This is a genomic window from Blastococcus haudaquaticus (assembly GCF_900230285.1).
GTDB lineage: Bacteria > Actinomycetota > Actinomycetes > Mycobacteriales > Geodermatophilaceae > Blastococcus_B > Blastococcus_B haudaquaticus.
Genome location: NZ_OCNK01000002.1, coordinates 808,813 through 824,358 on the forward strand (window position 1 = coordinate 808,813; position 15,546 = coordinate 824,358).

General features: G+C 72.8%; 15 protein-coding genes. 7 read left to right on the forward strand and 8 right to left on the reverse strand.

Features of this window, described 5'->3' with window-relative positions; translation table 11 throughout:
• The first annotated feature begins 26 nt into the window (after window positions 1-26).
• From CRP30_RS10510 to CRP30_RS10530, 5 genes are all read left to right on the forward strand, one after another.
• Complete coding sequence (locus CRP30_RS10510) at window positions 27-665, forward strand: DUF3000 domain-containing protein (RefSeq protein WP_097183847.1); 639 nt, start codon at window positions 27-29, stop codon at window positions 663-665.
• Between the two features lie 122 nt (window positions 666-787).
• Window positions 788-2,035: a ribonuclease D gene (locus tag CRP30_RS10515; RefSeq protein ID WP_097183848.1), complete on the forward strand. Its 1,248-nt coding sequence runs from the start codon at window positions 788-790 to the stop codon at window positions 2,033-2,035.
• 134 nt (window positions 2,036-2,169) lie between these two features.
• Window positions 2,170-2,700, forward strand: coding sequence for a SigE family RNA polymerase sigma factor (locus CRP30_RS10520; RefSeq protein WP_097183849.1), 531 nt, complete (start codon window positions 2,170-2,172; stop codon window positions 2,698-2,700).
• Window positions 2,697-4,232 (forward strand): hypothetical protein, encoded by a 1,536-nt coding sequence (locus CRP30_RS10525; RefSeq protein WP_097183850.1) that lies wholly within the window; start codon window positions 2,697-2,699, stop codon window positions 4,230-4,232. Before CRP30_RS10520 ends, CRP30_RS10525 begins: the two co-directional genes overlap by 4 nt.
• Complete coding sequence (locus CRP30_RS10530; RefSeq protein WP_097183851.1) at window positions 4,225-4,653, forward strand: hypothetical protein; 429 nt, start codon at window positions 4,225-4,227, stop codon at window positions 4,651-4,653. The genes CRP30_RS10525 and CRP30_RS10530 overlap by 8 nt, the downstream gene beginning before the upstream one ends.
• Window positions 4,654-4,681: 28 nt before the next feature.
• Here CRP30_RS10530 and CRP30_RS10535 read toward each other — a convergent pair whose 3' ends face one another.
• The 3 genes from CRP30_RS10535 to CRP30_RS10545 form a co-directional block, all read right to left on the reverse strand.
• Entirely contained in the window at window positions 4,682-5,971 is a 1,290-nt protein-coding gene (locus CRP30_RS10535; protein WP_097183852.1) for a sugar ABC transporter permease, read from the reverse strand.
• Between the two features lie 3 nt (window positions 5,972-5,974).
• Window positions 5,975-6,799, reverse strand: a complete 825-nt coding sequence (locus CRP30_RS10540) for an ATP-binding cassette domain-containing protein (RefSeq protein ID WP_235003310.1) — start codon at window positions 6,797-6,799, stop codon at window positions 5,975-5,977.
• An 84-nt stretch (window positions 6,800-6,883) separates the two neighbouring features.
• Window positions 6,884-7,987 (reverse strand): sugar ABC transporter substrate-binding protein, encoded by a 1,104-nt coding sequence (locus CRP30_RS10545; RefSeq protein WP_097183854.1) that lies wholly within the window; start codon window positions 7,985-7,987, stop codon window positions 6,884-6,886.
• A 230-nt stretch (window positions 7,988-8,217) separates the two neighbouring features.
• On the opposite strand from CRP30_RS10545, the gene CRP30_RS10550 reads away from it, so the two are divergent.
• Both CRP30_RS10550 and CRP30_RS10555 read left to right on the forward strand, forming a co-directional pair.
• On the forward strand, window positions 8,218-9,435 hold the full coding sequence (locus CRP30_RS10550; protein ID WP_235003311.1) for a thiolase family protein: 1,218 nt from the start codon (window positions 8,218-8,220) through the stop codon (window positions 9,433-9,435).
• Window positions 9,432-11,519 (forward strand): 3-hydroxyacyl-CoA dehydrogenase NAD-binding domain-containing protein, encoded by a 2,088-nt coding sequence (locus CRP30_RS10555; protein ID WP_097183856.1) that lies wholly within the window; start codon window positions 9,432-9,434, stop codon window positions 11,517-11,519. The genes CRP30_RS10550 and CRP30_RS10555 overlap by 4 nt, the downstream gene beginning before the upstream one ends.
• A 183-nt stretch (window positions 11,520-11,702) precedes the next feature.
• Here the strand turns inward: CRP30_RS10555 and CRP30_RS23010 are convergent, their stop codons facing one another.
• From CRP30_RS23010 to CRP30_RS10580, 5 genes are all read right to left on the reverse strand, one after another.
• Window positions 11,703-12,245: an SRPBCC domain-containing protein gene (locus CRP30_RS23010; RefSeq protein ID WP_097183857.1), complete on the reverse strand. Its 543-nt coding sequence runs from the start codon at window positions 12,243-12,245 to the stop codon at window positions 11,703-11,705.
• On the reverse strand, window positions 12,232-12,558 hold the full coding sequence (locus CRP30_RS23015; RefSeq protein WP_235003312.1) for an ArsR/SmtB family transcription factor: 327 nt from the start codon (window positions 12,556-12,558) through the stop codon (window positions 12,232-12,234). Before CRP30_RS23015 ends, CRP30_RS23010 begins: the two co-directional genes overlap by 14 nt.
• 180 nt (window positions 12,559-12,738) lie before the next feature.
• Entirely contained in the window at window positions 12,739-13,023 is a 285-nt protein-coding gene (locus CRP30_RS10570) for a thiamine-binding protein (RefSeq protein WP_097183859.1), read from the reverse strand.
• A complete protein-coding gene (dxs, locus tag CRP30_RS10575) occupies window positions 13,020-14,936 on the reverse strand; it encodes a 1-deoxy-D-xylulose-5-phosphate synthase (protein ID WP_097183860.1) in 1,917 nt (638 codons plus the stop codon). The genes CRP30_RS10570 and dxs overlap by 4 nt, the downstream gene beginning before the upstream one ends.
• Before the next feature lie 106 nt (window positions 14,937-15,042).
• Window positions 15,043-15,411, reverse strand: coding sequence for a hypothetical protein (locus CRP30_RS10580; RefSeq protein ID WP_097183861.1), 369 nt, complete (start codon window positions 15,409-15,411; stop codon window positions 15,043-15,045).
• Window positions 15,412-15,546 lie beyond the last annotated feature (135 nt).

Here is a 15,546-nt window from a genome sequence, read left to right on the forward strand (position 1 = left end):
GCTATCCGGCGGCCTACCCTGCCTGCGTGGAGCCGACCAGCCTGGCGAACGCCGGGAACCGAGGCAGGGACACGGGTGGGGACGAACCCCCGGCCGAGTTCCGTGCCGCCCTGGACGCGCTCGCCTCCGTCCGTGTCCGCCCCGAGATCGTGCTGGAGCAGATCCCGGCCCCCCAGCGGCTGGCGCCGTTCGCGCACGCGGTCGCCGCGCGGGTGGGCGAGCCGGACCCGGACGGCGACGACGACTTCGAGATCGCCAACGCGCGGTTCATCGTGCTGTACGACCCCGAGGGTCACGACGCGTGGAAGGGCACCACCCGCTGCGTGGGATACCTGTCCGCGGCGACCGACGAGGAACTGGTCGACGACACCATGTTCTCCGAGGTCGCCTGGAGCTGGCTGACCGAGGCGCTGGCCGAGGCCGGCGCCGGGCACCACGCCGTGGGCGGCACCGTCACCCGCACCGCGTCGACCCGCTTCGGGGACCTCGCCGGGCCCGAGCACAGCGTCGACGTCGAGATGCGGGCGTCCTGGACGGCGGAGGACGCCGCGCTCGACCGGCACCTGCAGGCATGGCTGGACGTGCTGGGCAACGCGGCGGGCCTCCCGCCGCCCGGAGTGCGCCTCCTGGGTCCCTCCGACCGCATCGGCGGCGAGACTCTCTAACATCGGTGGCGTCAGCCGGTGCGCCCTGCGCCGGCGCCCCTCCCCTCGCTCCGTGAACTGCGGAGCTGTCCGGGGCCGGCGGCCCGACCGACGACGAGGACCGGCAAGAAGGTGGACGGCAACTGAGCACCGAGCCCACTCCCTCCCCGGCGGAGGACGCCGTTCCCGAGGGGCCCCCGCCGGAACCGCTCCTCGCTCCGCGCGACGGTCTTCCCCCGGTCATCGAGACGTCCACCCGGCTGGTGGAGTACGCCGAGGCGCTCCGCGCCGGCACCGGTCCGGTCGCCGTCGACGCCGAGCGCGCCTCCGGCTACCGGTACGGCCAGAAGGCCTACCTGGTGCAGATGCGCCGCAACGGGTCGGGCACCGGCCTCATCGACCCGGTCCCCCTGCCGGACCTCTCGGTCATCCAGGACGCCGTGGCCGATGCCGAATGGGTGCTGCACGCGGCCAACCAGGACCTGCCGTGCCTCGCCGAGATCGGTCTCGTGCCCCGGCGCATCTTCGACACGGAGCTGGCCGCCCGGCTGGCGGGCCTGCCGCGGGTGGGCCTCGGCGCCGTCGTCGAGTCGCTGCTCGGGTTCTCGTTGCAGAAGGGCCACTCCGCGGCCGACTGGAGCACCCGGCCCCTGCCCGAGGAGTGGCTGGTCTACGCCGCCCTGGACGTCGAGGTGCTCGTCGACCTCCGCGACGCGCTGGCCGCGATCCTCGAGGAGCAGGGCAAGACCGAGTGGGCCCGGCAGGAGTTCGAGGCCGTCCTCGCCGCCGGTCCGCCGGCGCCGAAGGCCGATCCGTGGCGGCGCACGTCGGGTGTGCACGGCCTGCGCAGCCGCCGCCAGCTGGGCATCCTGAGGTCGCTGTGGCAGGCCCGCGACGACATGGCGCGTCGGCGGGACGTCGCGCCGGGGCGCGTGCTCCCCGACTCCGCCATGGTCGCCGCCGTCCAGGCCGACCCGTCGAACGAGGGCGCGCTGCTGGAACTCCCCGTCTTCCGCGGGCGGGCCAACCGGAAGCTGGTGGCCACCTGGTTCGGGGCCATCACCCGCGGCCGGGACGTGCCGGAGGCGGAGCTGCCGCCGCACAGCAAGTCCGGGGACGGGCCGCCGCCGGTGAACCGCTGGGCCGACCGCGACCCGGCCGCGGCGACCCGGCTGCAGGTCGCGCGCGCCGGTCTGGCCGAGATCTCGGAGAAGCACTCCGTCCCGGTGGAGAACCTCCTCTCCCCCGACCTGGTCCGCCGGATCATGTGGAGCCCTCCCGGTGACCGCGACAGCGCGGCCGTCGCCGAGGCGCTCCGGGCCGGCGGGGCGCGTGCCTGGCAGGTCGAGCTCACCCTCGCCGTCCTCGCCGACGCCGTCTCGCGCGCCTAGGCCGGCGCCCGGTCCGGACTCCTGGTTCGCACGCTGCCCGGCGCTCGACCGTCGTTACCCGATCGTGACGGTCACCTGTGGGTCCGCCCGGCACGCTGCTGCGTGTAGAGGGCGCGGGTGGCGAGAGGACGGGCGTGGACGGCGAGGGCGAGGGCAGGGAGTCCTTCCCCGACTTCGTCGGCCGGCAGCAGGCGAGCCTGCTGCGCCTGGCGTTCCTCCTCGCCGGTGACCGCGGGCATGCGGAGGACCTCGTGCAGACGGCGCTGATGAAGACCTACCGGCACTGGGACCGGATCAGCCGGCGTGGGGAGCCCACGGCCTACGTCCGGCGCGCGCTGGTGACCACCCACACGAGCTGGCGCCGCCGGGCCTGGCGCCGGGAACACCCCACCGGCCGCCTCCCCGACGTCGCCGCTCCCGAACCGGCCGACCGGCTCGACGCCGGGGACCAGCTGCGCCGGGCGCTGGCCGCCCTGCCGCCGCGGATGCGCGCCACGGTGGTGCTCCGCTACTACGAGGACCTCTCCGAGCTGCAGACGGCGCAGCTCATGGGCTGCTCGGAGAGCACCGTGAACACCCAGGCCGCCCGCGGGCTGGCCCGCCTGCGCGGCACCCTGTCCGGTGCGGCGGCGCCCGTGCCGGGCGACCAGCGGGATCGTCGGTGACGGCGCCCGAGGAGGAGCTGGGCGACCGGCTCCGCTCCCTCGCCGACCGCGCCGGGCCGCCGACGGCGGACGGACCCGGACTCGCCCGTGCAGTGGCCGAGCGCAGCGAGAGCCGACGGCGCACCCGCAGGAACCTGCTCGCTGCCGCCGGCTGCCTGGTGCTCGTCGGGATCGCCGTCCCGCGGCTCGGCGATCTCTCCCCGGAGAAGGCGGTGTCGTCCGGTGATGTGTCGTCCGGTGATGCGTCGTCCGGTGGTGCGTCATCCGGTGGTGCGTCGTCGGGTGTCTCGTCGTCCGCCGCACCCGGCGGGCCGCCGTTCACGCGTGTGCCGACGGTGGACATCGCCGACCTGACGACCCGCGGTTCCCTGTCCGACGACCAGGCATTCCTCGACGGCGTCCGCGCCCTGGACTGGACCGAGGAGGCACCGGTCCGCGCCGCCGACGGCACGATCCTCTACTACCAGCCCGATCCCCCGGTCGAGGCCCGGGAGGTGGTCTTCGCCGGCGACGTCCCCGGGGGCCGGTGGGCGCTGGTGGCCGGCCGCACGTCCCCGGTCGGGGCGAACGTCCCCGAGGACGTCGTTCCGCACGACGAGCTGGTGGCGGCCTGGTTCACCGGCCCGCCGGGGGCCGCCCCGGAGCAGATGGTGCTGGCGAGCGGCCCGAACGGCATCGCGGGTGACTGGCCGGTCGCCCTCACCGATCCGCGGACCGGGGTGGTCGTGGTCGTGGCGGCGCCCGGCGACGTCGTCGAGGTGTCGACCCGCCCGCTGATCGGCGCCGATGGCAGCACCAGCCGGGAGTGGCGGGAGGTGGACACGGAGAACGGCGTCGCGATCGCGCGCGTCCCCCCGTTCCCGCGGGCCGCCGACGGATCGACGTCCTACCGGGTGCTGCGCGGCGGGCGCCTCGAAGCACGGGACATGCCGTGGTCGGTGGTCGTCGAGGGTGCCGGCGAGCCGCCCGCCATCGCCTATCCCCGGGGCCGCCCGGCGGAGCTCGGGCAACAGGCCGCCGAGTACTCGGCGGAGTACGTCCTGGCCGAGCTCGGGCTCTCGGGCATGCAGACCACGGTCGCCGCACAGTGGGTGGGCCCGGTCCCCACGGACGGGCCGGGCGTGGCAGCGCTGGTCACGGTCACGCTGCCCAGCGGCGCGATCGTGGTGCAGGCGCAGTGGCTCATGCCCGAGGACCCCGACGGCTCGAGCATGGGCACGTACTGCGGCCGGGCGATCCTCCCGGCCGGCCCGCCCGTCGAGCGGCGGGTGCACGCCGTGGCGTGCGAGGTGTTCGACACCACCAGCGGGCATCCGGTGTCGACGCACCTGGTGGTCGTCGGACCGCCGGAGGTGGCGCTGATCCGCACCTACGACGACGACCGCGTGTTCCTCGGCGAGCACACCGCCCAGGACGGCGTCGTGGTCGCTCCCCTCCCGCTCGGCACCGACCAGGTCGAGGCGGTGACGGCGGGCGGCGTCACACTGGGCCGGGTGGACCTGATGGGGCAGACGGTGGACTTCGGTGACTGACCGCCGGTACGCCGTGCCGGTGGCCGCCGCGCTCGCGCTGTGCGCCTGCGCCGGGCCGGCGGGCGACCCGCCTCCGGTGGGCCTTCCCGGCCCGACGACCGGCGTCGAGCAGACCTTCGAGGTGGCGCCCCTCCCGCCGCCGGTGACGTGGGGCGACGACGGCGACCTGGCCGTCACGACCTACGGGAGCTCGAGCTGCCCGAGCGGCCCCACCACGGTCACGGTCGTCGGCGAGCAGGAGATCCGCATCGAGATCGAGCCCCTGTTCCCGGACCGGGACCCCTGCACGGCCGACATGGCCCCGAGGACGACCGCGGTCGACCGTCCGGAGGGTGTGCGGGCCGACGACGACCTGACGGTCCGGCTCGTCTACTCCCGAGAAGCGGAGGAGACGGTCGTCCTGCCGCCCGCCGGCGACTGACACGGCGGGCGGCAGGGGCCGATCCCCCTCAGTGACCGGTCGCCGCCGCACGCCGACGCGCCAGCGCGTCGACGCTCGCCGCCAGCAGCAGCACCCCACCGGTGATGATGAAGTTCAGGTACGCCTCGGTGCCGAGCAGCCCCAGTCCGTTGGCGATGATCGCCACGACCAGGCCACCCAGCACGGCGTCGCGGGCACGCCCCCGGCCACCGAAGAGGCTGGTGCCACCGATGACGGCCGCGCCGACCGCGTACAGCAGCGTGTTTCCGCCACCGGAGCCCGGCGCCACCGACCCGAGCCGGGCAGCGGCGACGATGCCGCTGATCGCGGCCAGGCTCGACCCGATCACGAAGACCGTCACCTTGATCTTCGTGACGTTGATGCCCGCGCGCCGGGCCGCCTCGGCGTTGCCGCCGACGGCGTACACGTGCCGGCCGAAGCCGGTCCGGCCCAGGAGGAAGGTCAGCGCCAGGAGCAGGATGACCACCAGCGGGATGGCGTACGGGATGCCGGCGAGCACGACGCCCGGTGCCGGAGCCCGGTCGACGCTGAGCACCGCCGTCACGAGGACGACGACCGCGGCGATCACCCCGATGCGGATGAGCACCACGGCGAGCGGCTGGTGCGCCAGCCCCTTCGCCTTCTGGGTGCGCCACCGATTCAGCTGCAGCGCGGCGTAGAGCGCGATGACCACCAGGGCGAGGATCCAGCCGAGCACCACCGGCAGGTTCTTGTCGCTGATCGCGGAGATGACCGGGTCGCGCACCGCCACGGTGCCGCCCTCGCCGATGAGCCGCAGGGTGAAGCCCTGCCAGCCCAGGAACAGCGCGAGGGTGACGACGAACGACGGGATCCCCACCAGCCCGACGAGGCTGCCGGTGAACAGGCCGATGACGACGCCGGTCAGGATCGCCGCCGCCACGGACACGTACCAGGGTGCCCCGGCGTCGGCGAGCAGCTTGGCCATGACCGCCGCGCACACCCCGCTGACCACGCCCGCGGAGAGGTCGATCTCCCCGAGCAGCAGGATGAAGACCAGGCCCATCGCCAGGATGATGATCGGCGCCGCCTGGTCGGCCAGGTTGGCCATGTTGCGCGGCGTCAGGAAGGTCTCCGGGCGCAGCGCGAAGAAGAGCAGGCCCAGGGCGACGATGCCGAGGATCGCGGGCAGCGCTCCCAGGTCACCTCCGCGCACGCGGTCGACGTAGGCGCGCGCCGCGCCGCCGACGGAGTCGGCGGAGCGGTCGGCCTCGAAGCCGGACGGCGCGCCGCCGGGCTCCTGGGCGCTGGTGGACTGGGAGATGGTGTTGCTCGACATGGCTCAGACCTCCACGGCCGCGGCTTCGGCGGGCGCGATGCCGATCGTGCCCGAGCGGCCCGCAGTGATGAGCTCGATGACCTGACTGCGGTTGACCTCGGAGATGGGGATGTCCGCGGCCATGCGGCCCAGGTAGAGCGCCGCGACGCGGTCGGCGATCTCGAACACGTCGACCATGTTGTGGGAGATGAAGACGACCGCGTGGCCGGTGTCGGCGAGCCGGCGGACCAGGTCGAGCACCTGACGCGTCTGGGCCACGCCGAGGGCCGCGGTCGGCTCGTCGAGGACGACCAGCTTGGACTCCCAGAGCACCGCCTTGGCGATCGCCACGGTCTGCCGCTGACCACCCGAGAGGCTGGAGACGAGCTGGCGGACGGACTTGAGGGTGCGCACCGACAGCTTGCTGAGGGTGTCGCGGGCGGCCTCCTCCATGGAGACCTCGTCGAGCACGAAGCCGTTCTTGCGCTCCCGCCCGAGGAACATGTTCTGCACGACGTCGAGGTTGTCGGCGAGCGCGAGGTCCTGGTACACGATCTCGATGCCGAGGGCGGCGGCGTCCCGGGGACCGGAGACGGAGACGGGCCGGCCCTCGAAGAGGATCTCGCCCGCGTCGATGGAGTGGATGCCGGCGATCGACTTGATCAGCGTGCTCTTGCCGGCGCCGTTGTCACCCACCAGGGCGGTGACCTGGCCGGGGTAGACCTTGAGGTTGACGCCGTGCAGGACCTGGATGGCGCCGAAGCTCTTGTCGACGCCCCGCAGTTCCAGGGTGGGCGTCAGTTCCGGGGTGGGTGTGCCGTCCTCGGGACGGTCGGTCGGTGCGGACACGACAGGGCCTCTCGGTCGAGCTGGTTCGGGCGCAGCGATGACTGCCGGGGCGCCCATGATGGGCGCCCCGGCAGCCGCTGACCATTACTCGATGCCCAGCTCCGTGCACGCGTCGGCGAACTCACCGGTGCACAGGTCCTCGGCCGTCACGAACTCGTCGTCGACGACGTCCTTGACGTTGTCCCGGAAGATCGAGACCGGCGTCAGCAGGATCGACGGGACGTCGCGACCACCCTCGCTGTCCTCGACCGTGCCGGTGGTCTCGGCCTCCTCGCCGTTGATCAGCGCGACGGCCAGCTCGGCCAGCGCGCCGGCCTCCTCGCGGATCGACTTGTAGACCGTCATGCACTGGTCACCGGCGAGGATGTTCTGCAGACCCTCGACCGTGGCGTCCTGGCCGGTCACGTTGTTCGCACCCGCGGCGTTGTTCCGCCCCAGGATCTGGATGACCGAGTTGGCCAGGCCGTCGTTGGCGGCCAGGACACCCTGGATGTTGCCGCCGGCCTGCGTGTACATCTGCTCGAAGATGGTCGCGGCCTCCTGGTTGTCCCAGCCCGGCACGGCCTGTTCGGCCACCTGGGTGTACTGGGTCAGGGGGTCGAGCTCCTCGTGCGCGCCCGCCGAGAACAGCGTGGCGTTGTTGTCGTCCGGCGAGCCGTTGAGGAACGCGATGTTGCCCTGGGTGACGCCGTTCTCCTCGAGGCACTGGGCCAGGCCCTGGCCCTGCAGGCGACCGACCTCGGTGTTGTCGAAGGAGACGTAGTACTCCGCCGAACCGCCGAGGGTGAGCCGGTCGTAGTCGATGGTCTGCACGCCCTCGGCTGCCGCCTGCTCCTGGATCTGCGCGCCCGAGGCGGAGTCCAGGTTCACGATCGCCAGGACGGTGGCGCCCTCGGTGATCATCTGCTCGGCGATGGTGGCCTGCCGCTGGGCGTCGCCCTCGGCGTTCTGGATGTCGTACTCGACCCCGGCGTCCTCGAACGCGGCCTCGAGGTAGGGACGGTCGAAGTTCTCCCAGCGGACCGAGGACTCGGTGTCGGGAAGGATCACGCCGACCTTGCCGGCGGCCTCGCCGCCACCGCCGCCTCCGCCGCTGCCGCTGTCGCCGCCGTCGTCGCTGCCACATGCGGCCAAGCCGAAGACGAGGGCGGCTGCGATCGCCGTCGTCAGGGTGCTCCGTCGCGCCATGAGAGGGGACCTGCCTTTTTGTTGGGGTTACATCGAAATTCCGGCGGCACATCTTTTCCATTGATCGGCTGTGACCGCAAGCACAGCTGGTCACCGTTGCCGGACCGTGACCTGGCCCGTGACCCGTGGGGGTCGGGTCGCGCTTGGCCGCGACGTTACCGACGGGTAACTTCACTCCTGCCGACCCGTCTCCGGGCCGGACCCGAACTGCTCCGGAGGTCCAGTTGTCAGTGGAAGAGCGGCGGCCACGGTCGCTGCGCGAGGTCGTCTTCGTCGACGGCGTGCGCACCCCGTTCGGCAAGGCCGGCCCGAAGGGCATCTACGCCGAGACCCGCGCCGACGACCTCGTCGTCCGCGTCATCCGCGAGCTCCTGCGCCGCAACCCCGCGCTGCCGGCCGACCGCGTGGACGAGGTGGCCATCGCCGCCACCACGCAGATCGGCGACCAGGGCCTGACGCTGGGCCGGACCGCCGCCCTGCTGGCCGGTCTGCCGAAGTCGGTGCCCGGCTACTCGATCGACCGCATGTGCGCCGGTGCCATGACCGCGGTGACCACCACGGCGAGCGGCATCGCCTTCGGCGCCTACGACGTCGCCATCGCCGGCGGTGTCGAGCACATGGGCAACCACCCCATGGGCGAGGGCGTCGACCCCAACCCGCGGATCATCAGCGAGAAGCTGGTCGACCCCTCCGCGCTGGTCATGGGCTCCACCGCGGAGAACCTGCACGACCGCTTCCCGCACCTGACCAAGGAGCGGGCCGACGCGTTCGCGCTGGCCAGCCAGCAGAAGTACGCCAAGGCCGTTGCCAACGGCCAGATCGGGCCGGAGCTGGTCACCATGGCCACCCGGTCGGCCGAGCACGGCTGGGGCGTCGCCACCGTCGACGAGCCGCCGCGGCCCCAGACCACCCTCGAGGGCCTGGGCTCGCTCAAGACGCCGTTCCGCCCGCACGGCCACGTCACCGCGGGCAACGCCGCCGGCCTCAACGACGGCGCGACCGGCTGCCTGCTGGCCGCCGAGGACGTCGCGCTCGAGCTCGGTCTGGACGTCGGCATGCGCCTCGTCGGCTACGGCTACGTGGGTGTCGAGCCCGAGGTCATGGGCATCGGCCCGGTCCCCTCGACCGAGCGTGCGCTGGCCCGCACCGGCCTGACCATCGACGACATCGGGCTGTTCGAGCTCAACGAGGCCTTCGCCGTCCAGGTCCTCGCCTTCCTCGACCACTTCGGCATCGCCGACGACGACGAGCGGGTCAACCCGTGGGGCGGCGCGATCGCCGTCGGCCACCCGCTGGCGTCCTCCGGCGTCCGGCTCATGACCCAGCTGTCGCGGCAGTTCGCCGAGCGGCCCGACGTCCGCTACGGCCTCACCGCCATGTGCGTGGGTCTCGGCATGGGCGCCACCGTGATCTGGGAGAACCCGAACTGGGAGGGCAACACCCCATGACCACCGCAGTCTTCGAGAACGAGGTCGTCACGCAGGCCTTGGTCCGGTTCCTGACCCTGCCCAGCCTGTCGGGCGAGTTCGCCCTGATCACCATCGACAACGGGCACGACCACACCCGCCCGTCGACGTTCGGCCCGGGCGGGCTCGCGTCGCTGGACGCCGCCCTCGACGAGATCGCCGCCCGCTCCCCCGCCCCGGTGGCGATCGGCGTGACCGGCAAGCCGTTCATCTTCGCCGTCGGCGCGGACCTCTCCGGCGTCCCGACGATCACCGACGCCGCGATGGCGCGGGAGATCGCCGAGACCGGGCACCGGGTGTTCCGTCGGCTGAAGGACTCCCCGGTGCCGACGTTCGCCTTCGTCAACGGCGTCGCGCTCGGCGGCGGCCTGGAGCTGGCGCTGCACTGCGACTACCGGACCATCTCGTCGACGGCCATGGTCGCCTTCCCCGAGGTCTTCCTCGGCCTGGTGCCCGGCTGGGGCGGCACGCAACTGCTGCCGAACCTGATCGGGATCGACCCCGCCGTCACGGTGATCGTCGAGAACGCCCTGGCGCAGAACAAGATGACGCCGGCCCCGAAGGCGGCGAAGCTCGGCATCGCCGACGCCGTCCTCGAGCCGGCCGACTTCCTGGAGCGCTCGCTCGAGTGGGCCGTCGGCGTCGTCGGCGGCGACGTCGCCATCTCCCGGCCCGAGGTCGACACCGCTGCCTGGGACGAGGCGATCGGCCGCGCTCGCGCCATCGTGGCCGGCCGCACGCGCAACGCCTCCCCCGGCGCCGTCCGGGCCGTGGAGCTGCTCGACCTCGCCCGCAACGGAGTGGGTGCGGACGCGTTCACCGCCGGAACCGCGGCCGAGGACGACGCCCTCACCGACCTGCTGATGAGCGACCCGCTGCGGGCCTCGCTCTACTCGTTCGACCTGGTGAACAAGCGGGCCAAGCGGCCGGCCGGCGCGCCGGACAAGTCGCTGGCTCGCAAGGTCACGAAGGTCGGCGTCGTCGGCGCCGGGCTCATGGCCTCGCAGCTGGCGATGCTGTTCGTGCGGCAGCTCAAGGTGCCGGTCGTGCTGACCGACATCGACCAGGCGCGCGTGGACAAGGGCGTGGCCTACGTGCACGGCGAGCTGGACAAGCTCGCCCTGCGCGGGCGACTGAACCAGGACAAGCTCAACCAGCTCAAGGGCCTGGTCACCGGGTCGCTGTCCAAGGACGTCTTCGCCGACGCCGACCTCGTCATCGAGGCCGTCTTCGAGGAGATGTCGGTCAAGCAGCAGGTGTTCGCCGAGGTCGAGGCGATCGTCTCGCCCGAGTGCGTGCTCGCGACCAACACCTCGGCCCTGTCGGTCACCGAGATGGCGTCCAAGCTCGAGCATCCGGAGCGGGTCGTCGGCCTGCACTTCTTCAACCCGGTGGCGGTACTCCCGCTGCTGGAGGTCGTGCGCGCCGAGCAGACCGACGACGCCACGCTGGCCACGGCGTTCTCGGTCGGCAAGTCGCTGAAGAAGAGCTGCGTGCTGGTGGCCGACGCCCCGGCGTTCGTCGTGAACCGGCTGCTCACCCGGTTCCTCGGCGAGGTCACCGCATCCGTGGAGCAGGGCACCCCGGTCGCCGTGGCCGATCGCGCGCTCGACCCCCTGGGCCTGCCGATGACGCCGTTCGAGCTGCTCACGCTCGTCGGCCCGCCGGTGGCGCTGCACGTGGCCGAGCGCATGCACGAGGCCTTCCCCGACCGGTTCTCCGTCGGCGAGGGCCTCAAGAAGATGGTCGAGCTGGGCAAGTCCTCGGTCTACAGCGAGCCGGGCGTCGTCGACCCCGAGCTCGAGGGCATCGATGCCGGCGACTCACCCCAGACCGAGGCCGAGGTGCGCCAGCGGGCGGTCGAGGCGCTGGCTCAGGAGATCCGGCTGATGCTGGACGAGGGCGTCGTGCAGGCGGTGCAGGACATCGACCTGTGCATGCTGCTGGGCGCCGGCTGGCCCTTCTGGCTGGGTGGCATCTCCGCCCACCTGGACCGGGCCGGCGTCTCGGAGAAGGTCACCGGCGAGCGGTTCCTGCCGCGCGGCGTGGCCTCGCTGCCCGCCTAGCCGGGAGCCCGCAGAGCCCGACGGCCCGGCCCCCTCAGCGTCGAAGGAGCCGGGCCGTCGTCGTCCACGCGGTGTCTCAGCGGACCTCGCGGTCGACCGCGAGGTCCGCTGCCGTGCGGCGCGGACGAGAGCCGGCGTGCGGCCGCGACAGCCACACGGTGGCTGTCGCGGCGGCACCGCCCCTCAGGCCGCGAAGCCGGACCCGGTCTCCAGCAGGCTCTTGAGGTCGCTGAGCACCCAGTCCCAGCCGCCGCCACCGGGCGCACCCAGCTCCTCGCTGCCGCGGACCAGCGCCTCCAGCGCCGGCATGCCCCCGACCTCGTGCGTGACGGTCAACCGGCAGACGCCGTCCGGACCGGGACCGGCGATGTCGTAGGTGAGCCGGCTGAAGCCCTCGGCAGCGGTGGTGGGGTCCATGAGCATCCGCCAGGTCTGCACCAGCTTGTGCGGTGGGTCGGCCAGGATCACCTCGCCGTCGACCACCACGTCGGGCGGCTGCGGGTAGCCCATCTCGGTCGACGCCTTCTTCATGGCCTCGGACGCGAACGAGCGGTACGCACCGCCCGGGCTGAGGTCGTACTCGGCGGGCGCGCCGTACCCGTACCGGCCGTTCCACTCCGGATCGATGATCGCCTGCCAGATCCGTTCCGGCGCCGCCTTGATGAAGATGCGGTGCACCTGCGTCGCGGTGGCGCGCTCGGCGGGGACCGTCTCAGTGCTGGTCATGGTCGCTCTCCAGTTCCTTCTTGAGATTCATGAGCGCCGTGACCTGGCGCTCGGTGTACTTGTCGATCCACCGGTCGTGGACCTCCCGGATCGGCACCGGGTTGAGGAAGTGGAACTTCTCCCGCCCGGACCGTCGGGTGACGACGAGGCCGGCGTCCTCCAACACCCTGAGGTGCTTCATCACGCCGTAGCGCGTCATCTCCACCGCCGACTCGAGCTCGCTCAACGTCCGCCCGTCGCGGGCGAAGAGCAGATCGAGCAGGAAACGGCGGGTCGGATCGGCGAGCGCCTTGAACACGCGGTCGTCGTCCATGCGGCGAAGATAGGTGACCATATGGTCACATGTCAACGGCGGCGACCTCACAGAGAGGCCGCTGTCCTCGCGTTGCAACAGGAGGACGGCGACCCGAAGACGAGGACGGCGAACAGTCCCCGCCAGGACGACGCGAGCGCCGCACCCCCGAGGGGATGCGGCGCTCGTCAGGTGGGTGTCCTAGCGGAACTTGGACGTCAGGCTGTCCATGGTGCGGTTCACCGAGGCGACCTTCACGTGCGACAGCCCGGCCTGGGCACCCGCGGCGAGCATCGCCTCGTGCGCGGCCCGAAGCGTCGCCCAGACCTCGTCGTCCTCGCCCTCCAGCGTCGTGCCCAGCGCACCCACCTCGTACCGGAGCCCGGACGCCTGGATCACCGCGATCGCGGCCTCCACGTGCGCGTGCGGGTTCTCCGCGGTGCCCGGCGGGGACGGCGCGACCTGGATCTCGGCGATCATGGTCATGACCGGCCGCCGTCCACGGGCTCGGCGACGTGGTCGTCGGTCCGCTCGCCGAGCTTCGCCGACCACTCCGCGATCCGGCGGGCGACGTCCTGCTCGGTCAGCCCGGCCTCGGCCAGCACCTGACCCCGACTGCCGTGGTCGAAGAACTGCTGCGGCAGGCCCACCGCCCGCACCGGAACGTCGCACTCGCGGTCCTGCAGGGCCTGGGTCAGCGTGGTGCCCACTCCCCCGGCCCGCCCGCCGTCCTCGACGGTGACGGCCAGGCGGTGGCCGGCGGCCAGCTCGACGAGCTCGGGCGCGACCGGCAGCACCCAGCGCGGGTCGACCACCGTCACCTCGATGCCGTGGTCGGCGGCGCGCTCGGCCACGGCCAGGCACATCGGCACCATCGAGCCGACGGCCACGAGCAGCACGTCCGGTCGATCCCCCCGGCGCAGCACGTCGACCGGTCCGCGCCGCTCGAGCGCCGGGATGTCGACCGGCGGCGGCCCCTTCGGGAACCGGACGACGGTCGGCCCGTCGGTGACGGCGACCGCCTCGCGCAGCGCCTCCCGCAGCGTCGACTCGTCGCGCGGCGCGGCCAGCCGCACGCCCGGGACCACCGACAGGATCGACATGTCCCACATGCCGTTGTGCGAGGCCCCGTCGGTCCCGGTCACCCCGGCCCGGTCGAGGACGACGGTGACCGGCTGCTTGTGCAGCGCCACGTCCATGAGCAGCTGGTCGAAGGCCCGGTTGAGGAACGTGGAGTAGACGGCCACGACGGGGTGCAGGCCGCCCATGGCGAGGCCGGCCGCCGAGGTCAGCGCGTGCTGCTCGGCGATGCCGACGTCGAAGGTCCGGTCGGGGAACCGCTCGGCGAAGGCGGCGAGCCCCGTCGGGTGCAGCATCGCCGCGGTGATGGCCACGACGTCGGACCGCTCGGCGCCGATGCGCACCAGCTCGTCGGAGAACGCCGTCGTCCAGTCGCGGGCCGCGACCGTGCTGGTGCCGCTGTCCGGATCGAAGATCCCGGTCGCGTGCCAGGCGTCGATCTGGTCGGTCTCGGCGGGTGCGTAGCCGAAGCCCTTGGTGGTGACCGCGTGGACGATCACCGGCCCGCCGAACGAGCGGGCGCGGCGCAGCGCCGACTCCATGGCCTTGATGTCGTGGCCGTCGACCGGCCCGACGTACTTGAGGCCGAGGTCCTCGAACATGCCCTGCGGCGAGAGGACGTCCTTGAGGCCCTTCTTGATCGCGTGCAGCGCGTCGTACAGGGCGGTGCCGACGACCGGCGCACGGTGCAGGGCCTGCCGGACGGCGTTCAGCGCGTCCTCGTAGCCGGGGCGCAGGCGGAGGGTGGCCAGCGCGTCAGCCACGCCCCCGATGGTCGGCGAGTACGACCTGCCGTTGTCGTTCACGACGATGATGACCGGCCGGTCCTGCGCGGCGGCGATGTTGTTCAGCGCCTCCCAGGCCATGCCGCCGGTGAGGGCGCCGTCGCCGACGACCGCCACCACGGGCCGCGAGTCACCGCGGACGGCGAAGGCCTTGGCCAGCCCGTCGGCGTAGGACAGCGAGGTCGACGCGTGACTGTTCTCCACCCAGTCGTGCTCGCTCTCGGCCCGGCTCGGGTAACCGGAGAGCCCGCCGCGCTGGCGGAGCCGCTCGAAGCCGTCGGTCCGGCCGGTGAGCATCTTGTGCACGTAGGACTGGTGCCCGGTGTCGAAGACGATCGGCTCGCGCGGGGACTCGAACACCCGGTGCAGCGCGATGGTCAACTCGACGCAACCGAGGTTGGGACCGAGGTGGCCGCCGGTCTTGGCGACGCTGGAGACGAGGGCGTCGCGGATCTCCGCCGCCAGGGCGGGGAGCTGGTCGGCGGGCAGGCCCCTGAGGTCCTCGGGACCCTTGAGCGATCGCAGGAGCGGCACGGCTCGCGGTGTCCTCTCGGTCGGCAGCGCACTGCTCAGCAGGCGCCGATCAACTGTAACTGCGCTTTCCCGACACTTCGGATCGAGGAGCGCGTCCGGATGCACGTCACAGTCGCGGTACCCAGCGCTCGCCGCGCAACGCCCCACCCACGACCTCGACCCCGCGGGCTGCTGCCACCAGTCGGGTGCCCTCTCGCTCGTAGGCGGTCATCGCCGCCTCGATGGCCTCGACGGGCAACTGGTCGGCCAGCTCCACGCGCACCGTGCGCCAGCCCTTGCGGGCAGCCTCGAGACCGGCGTCGACGTGGTCGGCGGCGAAACGCGCGAGCAGCACCGGGTAGCGGCGCAGCACCTCGTGCGCCCGGTAGTCGGGCGGGACCAGGTCGAAGAGCCAGGCGACGGCCGTCCGCTCCCAGTCCGGGGCTCCCGGCGGCCGGACCTCCGGCGGCCAGCCCGGGGGCAGTGCGACGTCCACCCGCTCAGTGTGGGCCCGCCGCCCGGACGATCGACCGCCGGGCCGCACATGTGTTCGAATCGTCATGCGCGTGCTGAGCTCCGCAGGAGGCCGCGACACGACTAGGGTCGTCGCCGGTCGGCGACGACGCCGGCA